The organism is Actinomyces denticolens (genome assembly GCF_002072185.1).
GTDB lineage: Bacteria > Actinomycetota > Actinomycetes > Actinomycetales > Actinomycetaceae > Actinomyces > Actinomyces denticolens.
Window position 1 is genome coordinate 60,148 of sequence record NZ_MVIW01000006.1, and the last position, 18,865, is coordinate 79,012.

The following is an 18,865-nucleotide window of genomic DNA, read 5'->3' on the forward strand; positions in this document are numbered from 1 at the left end:
CGCCTGTGAGGTGGGCTACCAGGCGGTCGGGGGAGCGGGGCCGGGCTCCGTCGGCCGGCCCCGCCCCCCTCTCCTCGGCCCGCGTACCGGTCTCGGTGGCGTTTTCGACCGGTCTCGACGACGGTATCGACCGGTCTCGCGCGCGGGGGGAGGGGATTGGTACGCTTGTGCCAGAACTGGCCGCGGTGATCCCCAATGACGAGGAGGCGGGCATGACCGAGGAGTCCCCGGGCGCGCGCATCGCGGGGCTGAGCGACGACGTCGCGACCCTGACCCGCAAGAACACCCTGCTCGCCAACGCCCTGCGCGCCGCCCGCACCGAGCTCGCCTCCCTCCACGACGATCTCCAGGCCCTCCAGGCCCCGCCGCTGGCCCACGCCACGGTCATCGCCGCCCACGCCACCGAGCGCACCGCCGACATCGCGCTGGCGGGCCGGCGCCACCGCGTGGGCGTGGGGCCCGACGTCGTCGCCTCCTCCCTCGCCCCCGGCGCCCCGGTGCTCCTCAACGAGCACCTCGTCATCACCGCCATCGCGCCCGGGCCCCGGGGTGGGGAGGTCGTGAGCGTCAAGGAGGCCTACGACGACTCCACCATCCTGGTCACCGCCCGCCACGACGAGGAGATGGTCCTCGCGCTCGCGGACGGGCTCACCCGCCGCGCCCCGCGCGCCGGGGACGTCCTCGTGGCCGACCTCGCGGCGCGCATGGCCCTGCGCCCCCTGTCCCGCGCCGAGGTCGAGGACCTCCTCCTGGAGGAGACCCCGGACGTCTCCTACGAGGACATCGGCGGGCTCGGCCCCCAGATCGAGCTCATCCGCGACGCCGTCGAGCTGCCCTTCCTCCACGCCGACCTCTACCGCGAGCACCGGCTCACCCCGCCGCGCGGCGTCCTCCTCTACGGGCCCCCCGGCTGCGGCAAGACCCTCATCGCCAAGGCGGTGGCCTCCTCACTGGGTGCCAAGGGCAGGGGCGAGGCCTACTTCCTCAACATCAAGGGCCCCCAGCTCCTCGACAAGTACGTCGGCGAGACCGAGCGCCGCATCCGCGTCATCTTCGCCCGAGCCCGGGAGAGGGCCGCCACCGGCATCCCCGTCGTCGTCTTCTTCGACGAGATGGACTCCCTCTTCCGCACCCGCGGCTCCGGGCGCTCCTCCGACGTCGAGACCACCGTGGTGCCGCAGATGCTCGCCGAGCTCGACGGCGTCGACGAGCTCGACAACGTCATCATCATCGGGGCCACCAACCGCGAGGACATGATCGACCCCGCCATCCTGCGACCCGGCCGACTCGACGTCAAGATCCGCATCGACCGGCCCACGGCCGACGGCGCCGCCGAGATCCTGTCCACCTACCTCACCGAGGACCTCCCCCTGCGCGACGACCTCATCGCCTCGGCGGGCGGGCGATCGGCGGCCATCCGGTCCCTCATCGACGGCGTCGTCGCCCGCCTCTACTCCGACGCCCCCGGCAGCGAGATGGTCGAGCTCACCCACGCCGACGGGAGCATCGAGATCCTGCGCACCGCCGATCTCGCCAGCGGAGCCATGCTCGCCAACATCGTCGACCGCGCCAAGAAGGCCGCCATCAAGGACCTGGTGACCACCGGGCGGCGGGGCCTGGCCGACGAGCACCTGCGCGCCGCCCTGGCCGACGAGCTCGACGAGAGCAGGGGACTCGTGGCCGCCACCCGCCCCGAGGACTGGGCCAGGGTCACCGGCAGGCGCGGCGTGCCCGTCACCGCCGCCCGGCCGCTGGGGGGAGGACCGGCATGAGCCGGCCGGGCCCGCTCCCGACCGACCGGGTGATGGGCATCGAGACCGAGTACGGGATCCTCGGGGCCGGCGCCGCGGAGGTCATCGGCGCCTGCCTCGAGGCCGCCCGCCGCGACGGCCGCCCCGAGGGCGTGCGCTGGGACTACACCGCCGAGCAGCCCCTGCGGGATGCCCGGGGCTTCGAGATGCGCCGCGAGGACGCCCACCCCGCCATGCTCACCGACGAGACCGGCGCCCCCGGGCCCGTCCCCGGGGCCCGGGCCCCGCGCACCAGCGCCGCCGCGCGCCTGACCGACCTGGAGGAGTCCTGGCAGCGCGGCACCTCCACATGCCTGCCCGACGGCGGCCGCCTCTACGACGACCACGGCCACCCCGAGTACGCCACCCCCGAGTGCTCCACCCCCGCCCAGGCCGTCCTGCACGACCTGGCCGGGCAGACCCTGCTCGCAGACGGTGCGGCGCTCCTGGCCTCACGGGGGTCGCCCGTGCGCCTGTTCAAGAACAACATCGACGGCAAGGGCGCCTCCTACGGCACCCACGAGAACATCCTCGTCCCCCGGGCCGTGCCCTTCGAGGCACTGGCCCAGGCCCTCATCCCCCTGCTCGTCGCGCGCCCCCTGCTCACCGGGGCGGGGCGCGCCGGCACCGGGGTCGTGACCAGCGGCGCCCGCCTCCAGGCCTCCCAGCGGGCCGACTACATCGAGACGGTCATCGGACTGCCCACCGTCATGAACCGGCCCCTGATCAACACCCGCGACGAGCCCCACGCCGACCCCGCCCGCTGGCGCCGCCTCCACCTCATCCCCGGCGACGCGAGCGCCTTCCCCACCATCACCTGGCTGGCACTGGGCATCGCCGCCCTGGTGTGCCGCTGCGCGGAGGACCCCGCCCCCGGCGCCGCTCCCTGGAGGCGCCTGACCCTGGCCGATCCGATCACCGAGCTGCGCGCCGTCTCGCGCGACACGTCCCTCGCCCACCGCCTGGCCCTGGCCGACGGCGGGAGCGCCGACCCCCTCGACGTGCTGGACGCCTACCTCGACGCCGTCGTCGCCCACCTCGACCGCGCCGGGGCGCCCCACCCGGCCCCCGAGTCCGACCCGCTGGCCCCCGACCTCGCCGCGCTCGCGGACGGCCTGGACGCCGACGGTCGCGAGACCGGGGCGCTCCTGGCCTTCTGGGAGGCCTCGATCAATGAGCTCCGGCGCCTGCGCGCCGGGGAGCCCGGCGCCGCCGGGCACCTGGAATGGGTCGCCAAGGGGGAGCTCCTGCGCGCCACCGCCCAGCGCCACCCGGGACCGGCCGGCGAGCCCGTCCTCCACGCCGTCGACCTGGCCTGGGGCGAGCTCGGCACGGGCCTGGCCCACAGGGTCCCGGCCGCGGCCGCCGCCGCCGGAGGCCTCGATGAGGCGCGCATCCGTGCCGCCCTGGCCACCCCGCCGCCCACCACCCGGGCGTGGCTGCGCGGACGCCTCCTGGCCCGCTTCCCCGGCGCCGTCCGCGCAGCCGGCTGGCAGGCGGTCGTGCTCGACGCCGGGGGCGAGCACGACGAGCGACTGGCCCTCGACGAGCCCACGGCGTACGGCCGGACCCGCACCGAGCCCCTGCTGCGGGCCCCCGGGACCCCGAGGGACTTCCTGGAGGCCCTGGTGGGCACCGGCCGCCTCGGCCCGCCCCAGGCCGCCGCCCTCACCGGGGCCGGCACCCCGACCTGCCCACGACCATGACGCCCCACGATTGAGGAGAGCCACGATGAGCGAGACCGCCCAGCCCCAATCCACCCACCACGACGACCCCGCCCCGGACGACGCCCCCGGGCCCGGCGGCGCGGGCCCGGCGCGCGGCCAGGACCTCGGGAGCGTCCTGGACATGATCGACGACGTGCTCGCCGTCGGCGCCCAGGAGTTCGTCCAGGGCTTCGTCCAGAAGGGCGGGCAGTGAGCCGCGTCGTCGGCCTGGAGACCGAGTTCGGCCTGCTGCGCCAGGGCGCCGACGGCCGCGCGGAGGACCCCGCGCGCACCGCCGACGAGCTCATGCGCCACCGCCCTCCCGGTTACAGGAGCACGAACATGTTCCTGCCCAACGGCGGCCGCCTCTACCTCGACGTCGGCTCGCACCCCGAGTACGCCACCGCCGAGTGCGCCACCGTGCGCCAGCTCGTCGCCCAGGACGAGGCCGGCAGAGCCCTGGTCGCCTCCATGGCCGAGCTCGCCGCCGCAGGCGACGGGGGCGGTGAGGGCGCCGGGGGCCGTGGGGACGGCGGCTCGCGGACGATCCATGTCCTGGCCAACAACAACGACTCCGCCGGCCACACTTACGGCTGCCACGAGAACTACTCCCTGCCCCGCCGCGTGAGCCCGGAGGACATCCTGCCCGTGCTCTTCACGTTCCTGGCCACCCGGCCCGTCCTCGTGGGCTCGGGCGCCCCCGTGGGCGGCAGGGCGGGCACCGACGCGGGCCTCGCGGGCATCGAGGACGATGAGAGCAACGAGGGCGGTGAGGACTCGGCCTGGGCGCTGTCCCCCAGGGCGCCCCACCTGCGCGCACTGGCCTCGGCCGACACCACCGGCGAGCGGGCCCTCGTCAACACCCGGGACGAGCCCCACGCCGACCCGGGGCGCCTGCGGCGCCTGCACATCACCTGCGCCGACACCACGATGTCCTCCACGACGACGGGCCTGCGCACCGCCCTGACCATCCTCCTCCTCGACGCCCTCGAGGCGGGCGCCGACATGGACGCCATCGTCCTGGCCGACCCCCTGGAGGCGCTGGCCTCACTGGGCTCGGGCCCGTGGGGGGACCGGCCCGTGCGGGCCCGAGATGGGCGGACTCTCACCCCCGTGGACGTGCAGGAGGAGATCCTCGCGCACCTGCTCGACCGCCTCGACGCCGTCGGCGCCCCTCCGGCTCTCGAGGACGCGGAGCACCTCGTGCGGGACCTCGCCCCCCGGGTCATCGGCGCCCTGCGGGCGCGGGAGGCCGGGGCCATCGACACGGAGATCGACTGGGCGATCAAGCGGCGCGTCATGCGCGCCCACCGGCAGCGCCACCCCGATCTCCGCGGGCAGGCGCTCGCCGTCCTGCGGCAGCGGGTGGACCTGGCCTACCACGACCTCGATCCGAGCAGCGGCCTGACCCAGCGCCTGCGCGCCCAGGGGCAGATGGCCGAGCTGTGCTCGGCGCAGGAGATCGAGCAGGCGGTCATCCAGGCCCCGCCGACTCGGGCCGCCCTGCGCGGCGCCTTCATCCAGGCCTGCCTCGATCGCGAGGCCGACTTCTCCGTCACCTGGTCCAGCATCCGCCTGGACTCGCCTCCCTCGCCGGCCGTCGACCTGCTCGATCCCGCGGCGTCCAGCGACCCCGCCGCCGAGGCCCTCCTCGACCGGGTCCGCGCCCTGCGCCCCGAGGAGATCCGGCGCATCCGCCCCCAAGGGCTCTGAGCGCCCGGGGCGGAGAGCGCGGCCTGCGCGCCCGCGCGGCCTCAGGCTCCCAACTCGCGGTCCCTGGCGACCGTGGCCTCGAAGGCCCGCACGACGGCGTCGGAGAATCCCGCGCGCTCCATCGCCGTCAGCCCGGCGATCGTCGTGCCGCCCGGCGAGCAGATGGCGTCGATGAGATCCGCCGGGGTGCGGGGCGGCTCGGCGGCGGTCCCCGCCTGGGCGGCCAGCGCCGAACCCAGCACTGCCTGGGTGACGATCTCGACGGCCGTGCTCTTGGGGATCCCGCCCAGCACGCCCGCCCGGGACAGGGCCTCGATGAAGGCCAGGACGAAGGCGGGGGAGGAGCCCGCCAGGCCCACGAAGGCTGAGAAGTCCTTGTCGTCCAGCTCCACGGTGCGCCCGACGGCGCCCATGAGTGCGCGCACCGGCGCCATGGCGGTCTCATCGACACCCTGGCCCGCCGCCAGCGCCGTCATCGAGGCGCCCACCCCGGCGGCCATGTTCGGCATCGCCCGCACCGCCCGGGCGCCGGCGGGCAGGAGGGCGGCCAGACGCTCCAGGGTGAGCCCCGCGGCGATGGACAGCACGAGCGGCGAGCGCTCGGCCAGCACGGGGGCCAACCTCTCCACGACCCCGGGCAGGACCTGCGGCTTGACCGCCAGGACGAGGACGTCGTCGCCTCCCAGGCGGGTCACGAGGTCGGCGGAGTCGGGCACGTGACCCGCGCCCGTCTCCGCGGCCAGTACCCGGGCCGAGTCGTGGGCACTCGTGACGAGGATGGTGGCGGGGGAGATGCCCGCGCGGATCGCCCCTCGAACGATCGCGCCCGCCATGTTCCCCGCGCCGATGAAGCCGTAAGTCGTCATCGCCCCAGGCTACCCGCCTGCCGGCCAGCAGCCGTCCGCACCGGCCTCCGCGCAGCGATTCCGATTCCCGGGGAACCATGGCGCCCGCACGGGGCGGCGGTCCACAATGGCCGCATGAGCACCCAGGACGCAATTACTCCACCACCCGTCGAGTCCGCCCCCGAATCCGCCCAGGCTCCCGATTCCGCGCGTCGCGCGCTCGTCACCGGCGCCTCCACCGGGATCGGGGCCGCCACCGTCCGCCTCCTGCGCGCCCACGGGTGGGAGGTCGTCGCCACCGCACGGCGGGCCGAGCGCCTGGCGGCCCTCGCCGACGAGACCGGCTGCGAGTGGATCGCCGCCGACCTGCAGAAGCCCGAGGACGTTGAGCGCCTGGCCCACGAGGCCCAGGCGGCAGGCCCCATCGACGCCGTCGTCAACAACGCCGGCGGGGCGATCGGCGTCGATCCGGTGGCGCAGGGCAAGCCCGAGGAATGGCTGACCATGTATGAGCGCAACGTGCTCGGGGCGCTGCGCGTGAGCCAGGCCTTCCTGCCCGCGATGCGCGAGCGCGGCGGCGACCTCCTCTTCCTCACCTCCACGGCCGGCCAGGCCGCCTACCCCGGGGGCGCGGGCTACGTGGCCGCCAAGCACGCCGAGCGGATCATCGCCAACACCCTGCGCCTGGAGCTCGTGGGCGAGCCCGTGCGCGTCATCGAGATCGCCCCGGGGCTGGTGGCCACGGAGGAGTTCTCCCTCAACCGCCTCCACGGCGACGCCGCCGCGGCCGCGCGCGTCTACGAGGGCGTCGCGGAGCCGCTCGTGGCAGAGGACATCGCCGAGTGCATCGTGTGGGCCCTGGAGCGCCCCGCCCACGTCAACATCGACTCCCTCACCGTGCGCCCCCGCGCCCAGGCGTCCAACACCGTGGTCGCGCGCGACAGCTGAGCGGCGCAGCCCGGGCTCGCCGGTGCGCCCGGCCCCGACCCCGACGGGTGCGCCCGAGCCGATCGGTGCGCTTTGCCCCGAGAGGTGCGGTTCGCTCCCACAGGTGCGGGCAGGACGCACCGCTCGGGGAATACGGCACCGCTCGGGGCAGGACGCACCGCTCGGGGCGGATGGCGCCGGTCGATGGCACCGGGGGCGTGATCATCGCGCTGAACAGCTCGGAGAGCTCAGGCGGCGCGCAGGTAGCGCTCGACGACGACCTCGGCCAGGGCGGCATGGTGGCCGATCGGCGGGGCCAGGACATCGGCTCCGCTGGAGCGCAGGGCCGCCGAGAAGCGCCCCTCGGCCAGCAGATAGGTGGCCACCGCGATCATGCGCGCGCCCTCGGCGCGCCACGCCTCCACCGCCTCGCTCACGCTCGGCCGCCCGGCGGACAGGTAGGCGGCGCGCACCGGCAGGCCGAGCCTCGACTCCAGCCTGCGGGCGGCCCTCTCCGCCTCCCGCACCGGGCCGGCCCGCCGCGACCCCGCCGCCGCCAGCACGATCCCGTCGAGATCGGACCAGCGTGCGCCCTGCTCGACGAGCCGTCCGCCGAGCCGGTCGACGACGGCGCCGATGAGCGCCGGGTGCGGGCCCAGGTGCCCGGTGAGCCTGGCCGGGCCGTGCTCGCCCACCATGGCCGGCAGGTCCTTCTCCACGTGATACCCCGAGCCGAGGAACACGGGGACCACCACCGGCTCGTCCCCGCCACCGAGCGCCTGGCGGGCAGTCGGTGATTGGAACTCCACGTACCCGTGACTCACCTCCAGCCCGGGCAGCCGCGCCGCGACGTCCTGGGCCACGTGCTCCAGGAGGGGCACCGCCCCGCGCCGACGCGTCCCATGGGCCAGGAGCACGAGGCGGCGGGGCGGCCTGCCAGTGCCCCTGGGCCCGCCGGCCATGCCCTGGCTCATAGAGCGGCCCCCACGCGCGCCTCAGCGCCGGCCCCGGCGCCCACCCGTGCTTCCGCGCCGGCCCCGGCCCCCACGGATTCGCGGCGCAACGCCCCGTGCGGGCGCGATGCCGTGGCGAGCCTGCGCGCGCGCCGTGCCCCGCTCGCACTGATGGCCACCAGCACCGCCAGGACCGGTACGAGCATCACGATGATCCCGATGATGAGGGCCGCCGGGGCGCCGAGCGAGTGGAGGATCGTCGTCAGGTTCGTGCACACGATGAGAGCGCCGACGCCGCTGCCCAGCACCTGCCCGGGCAGGCGGGAGACCACCCAGGCGGCCAGCGGGGCGGCCAGCGCGCCCCCGGCGAGCACCGCCAGGACCACGCCGTTGTCGATCCCCGCCGTCCCCAGTCCCGCCAGGAACCCGGCAGAGGCGGCCAGGCTCACGAGGAACTCCGCGGTGTCCACGCTGCCGACCACCGTGCGCGGGGCGGTTCGCCCCCGGCTGAGCAGCGTCGTCGTCGCCACGGGCCCCCAGCCGCCACCGCCCGTGGCGTCGATGAACCCTCCCAGCAGGCCCAGCGGGGCGAGGAAGAGCGCCGAGTGCGGGCTCTTACGGGCGGTCGAGCCCGCGGGCGGCCGGACGGTGAAGCGTGCCAGCACGTAGATTCCCAGTGCGAGGAGGATCGTGGAGCTGATCGGCGTGGCCGCCTGGCTGGACAGGTGGGACAGGACCGTGGCGCCGAGGAACGCCCCCACCGCGCCGGGGCCCGCCAGGCGGGCGGTCAGCCGCCAGTCCGTGTTGCCGAGCCGGTGGTGGGAGGCCCCCGAGACAACGGTCGTGCCGATCTCCGCCAGGTGCACCGAGGCGCTGGCCAGGGCCGGGCTGAGGCCGGCCAGCAGCAGGAGGGAGGAGCTCGTGACGCCGTAGCCCATGCCGAGGGCGCCGTCGACGAGCTGGGCGACGAGCCCGGCGAGGGCGAGAATGATGAGCTTGCGCATGGTGGCCTCCGTGGCGGCGTGGTCTGCGGTTCGGGATGGGTGGGGTGGTTGGGGTCGATGGGTCAGGCACCGGTGACGATCCGGCGGTCCCAGTCGGGGCCGAGGGTGACGACGTCGCCGAGGACGATGACCGCCGGCGCGGCCACGCCGACCGACGCGGCGACCTCGCTCAGGCATCGCAGGAGAGTCGTCGTCACCCTCTGCTCGGGGCGCAGGCCGTTCTCGACGACGGCCGCCGGGGTGAGGGGATCGGCACCGCGCCCCAGCAGGATCGACACCGAGCGGGCCAGGTGCGTGACGCCCATGAGCAGCACGAGCGTGTGGTCCCTGCGCGCGGGGACCGTGGAGATGAGGTCCTCATGGGCGCTGACCACGGAGAAGCCGCGGGCCAGGCCCCTGTGGGTGACGGGGATGCCCGCCGCCGCCGGCACGGCCACCGCGGAGGTGACGCCCGGGACCACCTCCACCTCGACGCCGGCCGCCCGGCACGCCTGTACCTCCTCGCCGCCCCTCCCCAGGACGAAGGGATCCCCGCCCTTGAGACGGACCACCGCCTGGCCGCTGCGCGCCCGCTCGACGAGTAGCGCGTCGATGCCGTCCTGGGGCACGAGGTGGCGGCCGGGCCGCTTGGCGACGTCGATGACCTCGACCCCCGGTGGGCAGTGATCGAGGAGCTCGCGCGGGGCCAGGCGGTCGACGACGACGACCTCGGCCACCCTCAGCGCCTCCAGGCCCCTCAGTGTGATGAGCGAGGGGTCCCCGGGTCCCGCCCCCACGAGGGTCACCGAGCCGGCCCCCGGCTCCCGGCCTCCCGCTGCGGGGCTCGTCGCTGCGGGGGTCGCCTTCCCGCCGGCCCCAGTGGCCGGGCCGGGGGGCGCGTGGTGCCCGCTCATGCCCACTCCCGGGAGGGCGCCGGCCGAGCCCGATCCGTCCGATCCGCCTCATCGGCGCCGCGCGCCATGCCGGCCGCCAGCGTCCAGCCGTCATGGGCGTCGATGACGAGGAAGGCGCCGTCGGTGCGCGAGCGCTCGTAGGGGGCCACTGGGATGGCCTCGGCCAGGCGCAGGCGCACCCGCCCGATGTCGTTGAGCTCCAGGGAATCGGCCGGCACGAGCGTGAGGTCGTCCAAGTCCAGGCTCCCGGCGATGCTCGCGACCACCGCCTGGATGGTCCTCGTGCCGTGCTTGACCAGGACGCGGTCGCGCTCGCGCAGCGGCCGGTCGGACAGCCACGCCAGGCTGGCCCCGATCTCGCGGGTGGGCTCCGGCGCCCCATCGGGCGCGGCGAGCAGGTCGCCGCGCGAGACATCGATGTCATCGGCCAGCTCGAGCGTGACCGACTGGCCGGTGACGGCGCGCTCCAAGGGGCGATCGCCCAGGTGGATCCCCACGACGGTGGTGGCGCGCCCCGAGGGCAGGACGAGGACCTCGTCCCCGACCGCCACGGCGCCGGCCGCCACCTGCCCGGCGTATCCGCGGAAGTCCTCCAGGCCCCGAGGGGCGGCGCTCTGCGGGCGGATGACGGACTGCACGGGCAGCCGGAAGGGGCGGTCGGCCTCCGGCGGGTCCACCGGGATGGTCTCGAGGAGCTCCAGGAGCGCGGGGCCGGCGTAGAACGGGGTGCGCTCGGAGCGGGTGACGATGTTGTCCCCCTCCAGCGCGCAGGTCGGCAGGACGCGCGTGTCCGCCAGGCCCAGCCCCGCCGCGACGGCCTGGATATCGGCCGCCACGGAGGCGTACACCTCGGCGGAGTAGTCGACCAGGTCGATCTTGTTGACGGCGACGACGACGTGCGGCACCCGCAGCAGCGCCGCCACGGCCAGGTGACGCCGGGTCTGCTCGACGACGCCGTGGCGGGCGTCGACCAGTAGGACGACCAGGTCGGCGGTCGATGCGCCGGTCACGGTGTTGCGGGTGTACTGCACGTGCCCGGGGCAGTCGGCCAGGATGAAGGAGCGCCTGGGGGTGGCGAAGTAGCGGTAGGCGACGTCGATCGTGATGCCCTGCTCGCGCTCGGCGCGCAGCCCATCGGTGAGCAGGGCAAGGTCCGTGCGGGTCATGCCCCGGTCGAGGCTGACCCTCTCGACGGCGGCGAGCTGGTCGCGCAGGACGGACTTGGAGTCGAACAGGAGGCGGCCCACGAGCGTCGACTTGCCGTCGTCGACGCTGCCGGCCGTGGCCAGGCGCAGCAGGCTCGTGGGTCCGCCCACGGGGGCGCGCCCGGGCGCGGGGGTGGTCGTTGTCATCATGTGTCCTCGGGGTCGTCGGTGGGGCGGGGGAGAAGGGGGACGAGAGGCGGGCCTAGAAGTAGCCCTCCTTCTTGCGGTCCTCCATCGCCGCCTCCGTCAGGCGGTCGTCGGCGCGTGTCGCGCCGCGCTCGGTGAGGGTGGAGGCCGCGATCTCCACGGCGATCTCGTGGTTGGTGGCGGCGCTCGACTCGACGGCGCCGGTGCAGGACATGTCGCCCACAGTGCGGTAGCGCACCGTGCGGAGCTCGACCTCCTCGCCCTGGCGGGGCCGGGTCACCGGGGTGACGGCGAGCCACATGCCGTCGCGGCGGAACACCTTGCGCTCGTGGGCGTAGTACAGGCTCGGCAGGGCGATGTCCTCGCGCTCGATGTAGCGCCACACGTCCAGCTCGGTCCAGTTGGACAGGGGGAAGACCCGCACGTGCTCGCCGGGGGCGTGCCGGGGGTTGAACAGGGTCCACAGCTCGGGGCGCTGGTTGCGCGGGTCCCACTGCCCGAACTCGTCGCGCAGGGAGACCACGCGCTCCTTGGCCCGGGCCTTCTCCTCATCGCGGCGGCCGCCGCCGAAGACGCCGTCGAAGCCGCCCTCGGCGATCGCGTCGAGCAGCGGGCGGGTCTGCAGCGGGTTGCGGGTGCCGTCGGGGCGCTCCCTCAGGCGGCCGTCGTCGATGTAGTCCTGGACGGAGGCGACGACGAGCCGGGCGCCGGCCGCCTTCGCCGTGGCGTCCCGGTAGTCCAGGACCTCGGGGAAGTTGTGCCCGGTGTCCACGTGGAGGAGGGGGAAGGGCACGGGTGCCGGCCAGAAGGCCTTGCGCGCCAGGTGGAGCATGACGACCGAGTCCTTCCCGCCGCTGAACAGCAGGACGGGGCGGGCGCACTCGGCGGCCGTCTCGCGGATGATGAGGATCGCCTCGGCCTCCAGCGCGTCGAGCTCGTCGAGCGCGGGGCGGGCGGCGGTGATCGAGGGGGCGGTCGCGTGGGTGATGGGGGTGGTGCTCATAGGTGGATGCCGCATTCGGTCTTGGCGAATCCGGCCCAGCGGCCGGAACGGGGGTCTTGCCCGGGGGCGACGCGCGCCGTGCAGGGCTCGCAGCCGATCGAGGGGTAGCCGTCGGCCAGCAGCGGGTTGACGATGACGCCGTGCTCGGAGGCGTAGGCGAGCAGCTCGTCGAAGCTCCAGGCGGCCAGCGGGTTGATCTTGACGATCCGGTGCGTCTCGTCGAAGCCCACGAGTGGGGTGGAGACGCGGGTGACGGCGTCCTGGCGGCGCACGCCGGTGGCCCAGGCCTCGTAGCCGGATAGGGCCCTGGCCAGCGGCGCCACCTTGCGCAGGGCGCAGCAGCGCGAGGGGTCCCGGGAATAGAGGTCCGGGCCGTAGCGCTCGTCCTGCTCGGCGATCGTCAGCTCGGGCAGGACGTCGATGACGGTGACGTCCATGGACTCGGCCACGGCGTCGCGGGTCCCCTCCGTCTCGGCGAAGTGGTAGCCGGTCTCGAGGAAGAGCACGTCGACGCCGGGGATCTGGGCGGCGATGACATGCGGCAGGACGGCGTCGGCCATCGAGCAGGCGACGGCGAGACTGCCGGGGAAGGCTCTCGCCGCCCAGGCGACGACGGCCTCGGCGGGAGCATCGTCGCCCAGCTCGGCGGCGCCCGCGGCCGCCAGGGCGCGCAGCTCGTCCTCGCCGCGCCTGGGGGAGTGGGGCGAGCGGGTGGCGCCCACACCCCGGGCGGTGAGGTGGCCGAAGCGCCCTACGGGGGCGTCGGCGCTGCCGGCTGAACTGGTTGTGCTGGTCGCTGCGGTGGTCATGCGAGTCTCTCCTCATCCGCGCGCTGCGCCCATTGGGCGAAGCTCTCCTCGGGGCGGCGGTCGTCCAGGTAGGCGCGGACAACCCTCTCGATGTAGTCGGTCAGGCCATCGGCGGCGACCTTGAGGCTGCGCACGGTGCGCCCCAGCTCGGCCTCCTCATGGCCCGGGATGGCCAGGCCACCGCCCAGGTGGACCTGGAAGCCCGGGACCCGCTCGCCGTCGACGGTGATGATCTGGCCCTTGAGGCCGATATCCGCGGTCTGGATGCGCACGCAGGAGTTCGGGCAGCCGTTGATGTGCACCGTCAGGGGGCGCTCGAGGTCGGCATCGGCCAGGCGCTCATCGAGCTCGGCGGACACGCGCGCCGCGAGGCCCTTGGTCTCCACGATCGCGAACTTGCAGAACTCGAGGCCGGTGCAGGCCAGCATCCCGCGGGTGAAGGGGCCGGGATCGGGGTCGATGCCGAGGGCCGCCAGGCCCTCGCGCGCCTCCTCGAGCCGCTCGGCGGGAATATCGAGCAGGAGGATGTTCTGCAGAGGGGTGGTGCGCACGCGATTGGAGCCGACCCGCTCGGCGAGGTCGGCCAGGCCCAGCATGACGTCTCCGGACAAGCGCCCCACGGGGGGCTTGCCGCCGATCCAGTAGCGCCCGTCGGCCTGGAGGTGCGCCCCGAGGTGGTCCCGCGAGCCGCGCGGCGGTCCCGGGGCCGGCCCATCGGCCAGGGCGTAGCCGAGGTAGTCGTCCTCCAGGACCTCCCGGAACCGCTCCGGCCCCCACTCGGCCATGAGGAACTTGAGCCGCGCCTTGTTGCGCAGGCGCCGGTACCCGTAGTCCCGGAAGATGCGGATAACGCCCCACCACACGTCGGGCACCTGATCGGGCCGCACGAACGCGCCCAGGCGCTTGCCCAGGAAGGGGGCGGTGGACAGGGCGCCCGCGATCCACAGGTCGTACCCGGGGCCGAGCTCGGGGTGCTCGACGCCGACGAAGGAGATGTCGTTGATCTCGTGGAGCACGTCGAGGCTCGGCGAGCCGGTGAACGCGGTCTTGAACTTGCGCGGCAGGTTCGCGATCTCGGGATTGCCCAGGTAGGTGTCGTGGAGATGGCGCGCCGCCTCGGAGGGGTCGATGATCTCCTCGGGGTCGATCCCGGCCACCGGCGAGACGAGGAAGCCGCGCGGGGTGTCCCCGCAGGCCTCGATGGTCGTCAGGCCCACATCCTCCAGTCGGCGCCACATCTCGGGGACGTCCTCGATCCGGATCCAGTGGAGCTGGAGGTTCTGGCGGTCGGTGATGTCGAGAGTGCCGCGGGCGAACTCATTCGAGATGGCGCCGATGACGCGCATCTGCTCCACCGACAGCGACGCGCCATCCATGCGGATGCGCTGCATGAAGTAGCGGTCGGAGAGCTCGGAGGCGCTCAACTGGGCGGTCCGGCCGCCGTCGATCCCCTGCTTGCGCTGCGTGTAGAGCGCCCACCAGCGGAAGCGGTTGTGGAGGTCGTCGTCGGGGATCGCGTCGTAACCGGCGGACGCGTAGGTGTCGATGATGCGCCGGCGGGCGCCGAGCGGGTCGCCGTCCTGCTTGAAGGCCTCATTGGGGTTGAGGGGCGTCCGGCCGTCCACCAGCCACTGGCCATTGGACCTGCCCGAGCGGGGAGGTCGCAGGTCGCGGCCCTTCGTGGACGCCGCCGCGCTGCTCGTCGTGGTGCTCATGTCTCCTCCAGGTGGGCGGTGCTGGGCGTCTGGAGGGGGTCTGATCAAGAAGTTCCCCACGGTGCCGTTCCCGCGCGGGCGGTCTGCCGCTGGGGGAGGGTCATGCTCGGCTCCGGACGCCTCGTCGCGCCGGAATCCGATGATCAATCCGATGATCGCGGTGTCAACCGCTGCGGTCAGGCGCTCGTCAAGCCTGACAACACATGACCCAACCGTGGCCACGCAGCGTCAACGAGGGGTGGTCCCCCCGGGTTGTGACGCGGCGTGCTGTGGTCATGTGCCGGACTATAGGGCCCGGCCTGCGGTGATGCGATGGGGTGCTTGCATGGTGAGACCGGCCCCCGGCATCGGCGCGATGCCGGGGCCGGACCGGGGGATGTGTCGAGGACGACGCCGCCCTCACCCCGCCCCGGCTGGCCGCTCCCAGCGCCGCTGGCTACACTCCTGCGCTATCAGGCAGTGACCCGGCCGATCCGCCCACGGGGCGATCGGGCATCACCGGCGAGCCTCCGGCAGAACAGCGCCGGGCCCCTTGGCCCGCCCGCCCAGTAGACCCGGACGGGACAGCCCGTCACAGCTGGTGATGAAGCGGTCGTACCGCGCCGGGCCCCGGGTCGGCGCGGCGCGGCAAGCGAGGTGGTACCGCGGTGCGGGCCCCACCGGCCCGGGATCCCCCGGGCGGTGAGCGTCGGCGTCGTCCTCGTGAGTCCAGTCCACCCGGATGTTCACGAGCGAAAGACGCGAGGCACATGGCTGAGCAGACCCAGAACAGCGCCGCCGCCCATACCGGCGCCGCCTTCTACCCCCTGCACCGAGACGGCGAGCGGGTCGACCCCTCCCCGTCCTTCCCCGCCCTGGAGCAGGAGACCCTGGCCTACTGGAAGGCTGACGGCACCTTCGCCGCCTCGGTCGAGGCCCGCCCGGCCCATGACACGGGTGGCCACTCCAACGAGTTCGTCTTCTACGACGGCCCGCCCTTCGCTAACGGCCTTCCCCACTACGGGCACCTGCTGACCGGCTACGTCAAGGACGCCGTCGGCCGCTTCCAGACCCAGATGGGCCGCCGCGTCGAGCGCCGCTTCGGCTGGGACACCCACGGCCTGCCCGCCGAGCTCGAGGCCCAGCGCCTGCTCGGCATCGACGACATCTCCGAGATCACCCGCCCCGGGGGTCTCGGCATCGAGGCCTTCAACGCCGAGTGCCGCTCCTCCGTGCTGCGCTACACCCAGGAGTGGGAGGACTACGTCACCCGCCAGGCGCGCTGGGTCGACTTCGACAATGACTACAAGACCCTCGACCCCACCTACATGGAGAGCGTCCTGTGGGCCTTCAAGACCCTCTACGACAAGGGCCTGGCCTACCAGGGATACCGCGTCCTGCCCTACTGCTGGCACGACCGCACGCCCCTGAGCAACCACGAGCTGCGCATGGACGACGACGTCTACCAGGACCGCCAGGACAACACGGTGACCGTCGGCATGCCCCTGACCGAGGCGATCCTCGACGGCGTCCCCGAGCTCATCCTCATCTGGACGACGACCCCCTGGACTCTGCCCTCCAACCTCGCCGTCGCCGTGGGGCCGGACGTCGACTACGCCGTCGTCGAGGTGCCCGCGGGGCTCGATTCCCCCCTGGCCGGCCGCCGCGTGGTCCTGGCCGAGGCCCTCGTGGGCTCCTACGCCAGGGAGCTGGCCGCCGAGGGCTCCGAGCCCGTCGTCCTGGCCCGCCTGAAGGGCTCGGAGCTGGTGGGGCGCCGCTACCACCCGATCTTCGACTACTTCGACGACGTCGCCCACCGCGCTGAGGGAGCCGCCCCCGGCCCGAACGGCTGGACGATCATCGCCGGCGACTACGTCACCACCGAGGACGGCACCGGACTGGTCCACATCGCCCCGGCCTTCGGTGAGGACGACATGCTCGTGTGCCAGGAGGCCGGGATCGGCGCCGTCATCCCCGTCGACGACGGCGGCGTGTTCACCTCCGAGGTCCCGGACTACGCCGGGCTTCAGGTCTTCGACGCCAACAAGCCGATCACCGTCGACCTGCGCGACTCCTCGGGCCCCCTGGCCGGCCGCGACGAGGCCGCCCGGCCCGTCCTCGTGCGCCAGGCCTCCTACGTGCACAGCTACCCGCACTGCTGGCGCTGCCGCAAGCCGCTGATCTACAAGGCTGTCTCCTCCTGGTTCGTGCGGGTCACGGCCATCCGGGACCGCATGGTGGAGCTCAACCAGGAGATCACCTGGACGCCCGGTCACATCAAGGACGGCATCTTCGGCAACTGGCTCGCCGGGGCCCGCGACTGGTCGATCTCGCGCAACCGCTACTGGGGGGCCCCGATCCCCGTATGGGTCTCGGACGACCCCGCCTACCCGCGCACCGACGTCTACGGCTCCTTCGCCGAGCTGGAGGCCGATTTCGGCGTCGAGGTCGCCGACCTGCACCGCCCCTTCATCGACACCCTGACGCGCCCCAATCCGGACGACCCCACGGGCAAGTCGATGATGCGCCGCATCCCCGACGTCCTGGACTGCTGGTTCGAGTCCGGCTCCATGCCCTTCGCCCAGGTGCACTACCCCTTCGAGAACGTCGACTGGTTCGAGTCGCACAATCCCGGTGACTTCATCGTGGAGTACATCGGGCAGACCCGCGGCTGGTTCTACACCCTCCACGTGCTGGCCACCGCGCTGTTCGACCGCCCGGCCTTCACCTCCTGCGTCTCCCACGGGATCCTGCTGGGCGACGATGGCGCGAAGATGAGCAAGTCCCTGCGCAACTACCCCGACGTCTCCATGGTCTTCGACCGCGACGGAGCCGACGCCATGCGCTGGTTCCTGCTGTCCAGCCCCGTCGTGCGAGGAGGCAACCTCGCGGTGACCGACAAGGCGATCCGCGACACCGTGCGCCAGGTCCTCCTGCCCCTGTGGAACACCTGGCACTTCTTCGCCCTGTACGCCGGGCAGATGAACGACGGCGCCGGCTACGTCAGCCCCGGCGTGGACCTGGACGACGCCGGCCTGTTCGGCCGCAAGGGCTCCCTGCACGTCATGGACCGCTACATCCTGGCCCGGACGCGCGACCTGGCCGAGACCGTGGGCGCCCAGATGGGCTCCTACGAGATCACCGGCGCCACGGTGACCATCCGCGAGTTCCTCGACGTGCTCACCAACTGGTACCTGCGCACCTCGCGCTCGCGCTTCGCCGACGCCGACCCGGCCGTCGCCCGGCCCGCCTTCGACACCCTGGCCACGGTGCTGCGCGTCCTGACGGAGGTCATGGCGCCGCTCGCCCCGCTGGTGAGCGAGGAGATCTGGCGGGGGCTGACCGGTGGGCGCTCCGTGCACCTGACCGACTGGCCGGTGCTGCCCGTCCACGTGTCCGACCCGGCCCTGGTGACCGCCATGGACGAGGCCCGCGACGCCGTCTCCGCCGCCCTGGGCCTGCGCAAGGCCGAGAAGCTGCGCGTGCGCCAGCCGCTGCGCTCCCTGCTCATCGCCACCGCGCAGCCGGGCGGCCTGGCCCCCTTCGCCGATCTCATCGCCGAGGAGGTCAACGTCAAGGAGGTCCGCGTCCTCGACGCCGCCAACGCCGGCTACGAGCTGCGCGAGGAGCTCTCCCTCAACCCGAGGGCCTTCGCCCCCGAGGTCCGTAAGCTGACCTCCAAGCTCTTCGCCGCCGTCAAGGCGGGGGAGTGGGCCCTCACCGAGGACGGCGACGCGCGCTTCGACGGCGTGACGATCGACGGCGCGCCCGTGGTCCTGGAGGCGGAGGAGGGCTCCTTCACCCTCACCCAGCGCATCGAGGTCCACGATGACGCCTTGAGCGCCACCGTCCTGGCCTCCGGCGCCTTCGTGGTCCTGGACACCGCTCTCGACGAGGAGCTCGAGGCCGAGGGCTGGGCCCGCGACCTCATCCGCCTCGTCCAGGACGAGCGCAAGGCCGCCGGTCTCCACGTGGGCGACCGGATCCGCCTGACCCTCACGGTCCCCGAGGACCGGGACGCCTGGACCGGGGCCCACCTCGCCCTCATCAAGGCCGAGACCGCCTGCGTGGACGCCTCCGTCGTCACCAGCGCCTCGGGCGGGCAGCCCAGCGCCACTGTGGTCAGGAGCGAGGACTGACCGACTGAGGGCGGGCCCGCTCCCGGAGCCGGGCCGC

Annotated in this window: 14 protein-coding genes; 6 read left to right on the plus strand and 8 right to left on the minus strand. The window is 73.9% G+C overall.

Going from position 1 to position 18,865, the window contains the following annotated elements; genetic code table 11:
- Positions 1 to 212: 212 nt before the first annotated feature.
- Genes arc through B1H55_RS02910 form a run of 4 tightly spaced genes read left to right on the plus strand, consistent with a single transcriptional unit; the run spans position 213 to position 5,209 of the window.
- On the plus strand, positions 213 to 1,772 hold the full coding sequence (gene arc, locus B1H55_RS02895) for a proteasome ATPase (protein WP_077239928.1): 1,560 nt from the start codon (positions 213 to 215) through the stop codon (positions 1,770 to 1,772).
- Positions 1,769 to 3,496 (plus strand): proteasome accessory factor PafA2 family protein, encoded by a 1,728-nt coding sequence (locus B1H55_RS02900; protein WP_231952577.1) that lies wholly within the window; start codon positions 1,769 to 1,771, stop codon positions 3,494 to 3,496. The genes arc and B1H55_RS02900 overlap by 4 nt, the downstream gene beginning before the upstream one ends.
- Positions 3,497 to 3,521: 25 nt before the next feature.
- Positions 3,522 to 3,710: a ubiquitin-like protein Pup gene (locus B1H55_RS02905; RefSeq protein WP_073451217.1), complete on the plus strand. Its 189-nt coding sequence runs from the start codon at positions 3,522 to 3,524 to the stop codon at positions 3,708 to 3,710.
- On the plus strand, positions 3,707 to 5,209 hold the full coding sequence (locus tag B1H55_RS02910) for a proteasome accessory factor PafA2 family protein (protein ID WP_080461562.1): 1,503 nt from the start codon (positions 3,707 to 3,709) through the stop codon (positions 5,207 to 5,209). The genes B1H55_RS02905 and B1H55_RS02910 overlap by 4 nt, the downstream gene beginning before the upstream one ends.
- A 41-nt stretch (positions 5,210 to 5,250) precedes the next feature.
- Here B1H55_RS02910 and proC read toward each other — a convergent pair whose 3' ends face one another.
- A complete protein-coding gene (proC, locus tag B1H55_RS02915; RefSeq protein WP_077239929.1) occupies positions 5,251 to 6,075 on the minus strand; it encodes a pyrroline-5-carboxylate reductase in 825 nt (274 codons plus the stop codon).
- 114 nt (positions 6,076 to 6,189) lie between these two features.
- Between proC and B1H55_RS02920 the strand changes: the two genes are divergently transcribed.
- The gene (locus tag B1H55_RS02920; RefSeq protein WP_077239930.1) at positions 6,190 to 7,002 is read left to right on the plus strand and encodes an SDR family NAD(P)-dependent oxidoreductase; all 813 of its coding nucleotides are present in this window, start codon (positions 6,190 to 6,192) and stop codon (positions 7,000 to 7,002) included.
- A 227-nt stretch (positions 7,003 to 7,229) separates the two neighbouring features.
- Here B1H55_RS02920 and B1H55_RS02925 read toward each other — a convergent pair whose 3' ends face one another.
- The 7 genes from B1H55_RS02925 to B1H55_RS02955 all read right to left on the minus strand — a co-directional run bounded on the left by B1H55_RS02925 (position 7,230) and on the right by B1H55_RS02955 (position 14,710).
- Positions 7,230 to 7,955: a sirohydrochlorin chelatase gene (locus B1H55_RS02925; protein ID WP_073451220.1), complete on the minus strand. Its 726-nt coding sequence runs from the start codon at positions 7,953 to 7,955 to the stop codon at positions 7,230 to 7,232.
- Positions 7,952 to 8,938 (minus strand): sulfite exporter TauE/SafE family protein, encoded by a 987-nt coding sequence (locus B1H55_RS02930; protein ID WP_077239931.1) that lies wholly within the window; start codon positions 8,936 to 8,938, stop codon positions 7,952 to 7,954. The genes B1H55_RS02925 and B1H55_RS02930 overlap by 4 nt, the downstream gene beginning before the upstream one ends.
- 62 nt (positions 8,939 to 9,000) lie before the next feature.
- Positions 9,001 to 9,831 carry a uroporphyrinogen-III C-methyltransferase gene (gene cobA, locus B1H55_RS02935; RefSeq protein WP_080461566.1) on the minus strand — a complete coding sequence of 277 codons (831 nt, stop codon included), beginning with the start codon at positions 9,829 to 9,831 and terminating at the stop codon, positions 9,001 to 9,003.
- Entirely contained in the window at positions 9,828 to 11,183 is a 1,356-nt protein-coding gene (locus B1H55_RS02940) for a sulfate adenylyltransferase subunit 1 (RefSeq protein WP_080461563.1), read from the minus strand. The genes cobA and B1H55_RS02940 overlap by 4 nt, the downstream gene beginning before the upstream one ends.
- 55 nt (positions 11,184 to 11,238) lie before the next feature.
- On the minus strand, positions 11,239 to 12,186 hold the full coding sequence (gene cysD, locus B1H55_RS02945) for a sulfate adenylyltransferase subunit CysD (protein WP_073451224.1): 948 nt from the start codon (positions 12,184 to 12,186) through the stop codon (positions 11,239 to 11,241).
- A complete protein-coding gene (locus B1H55_RS02950; protein ID WP_077239935.1) occupies positions 12,183 to 12,995 on the minus strand; it encodes a phosphoadenylyl-sulfate reductase in 813 nt (270 codons plus the stop codon). The genes cysD and B1H55_RS02950 overlap by 4 nt, the downstream gene beginning before the upstream one ends.
- Positions 12,992 to 14,710 (minus strand): nitrite/sulfite reductase, encoded by a 1,719-nt coding sequence (locus B1H55_RS02955; protein ID WP_073451225.1) that lies wholly within the window; start codon positions 14,708 to 14,710, stop codon positions 12,992 to 12,994. The genes B1H55_RS02950 and B1H55_RS02955 overlap by 4 nt, the downstream gene beginning before the upstream one ends.
- A 749-nt stretch (positions 14,711 to 15,459) precedes the next feature.
- On the opposite strand from B1H55_RS02955, the gene ileS reads away from it, so the two are divergent.
- A complete protein-coding gene (gene ileS, locus B1H55_RS02965; protein ID WP_073451226.1) occupies positions 15,460 to 18,828 on the plus strand; it encodes an isoleucine--tRNA ligase in 3,369 nt (1,122 codons plus the stop codon).
- The last annotated feature ends 37 nt before the right edge of the window (positions 18,829 to 18,865 follow it).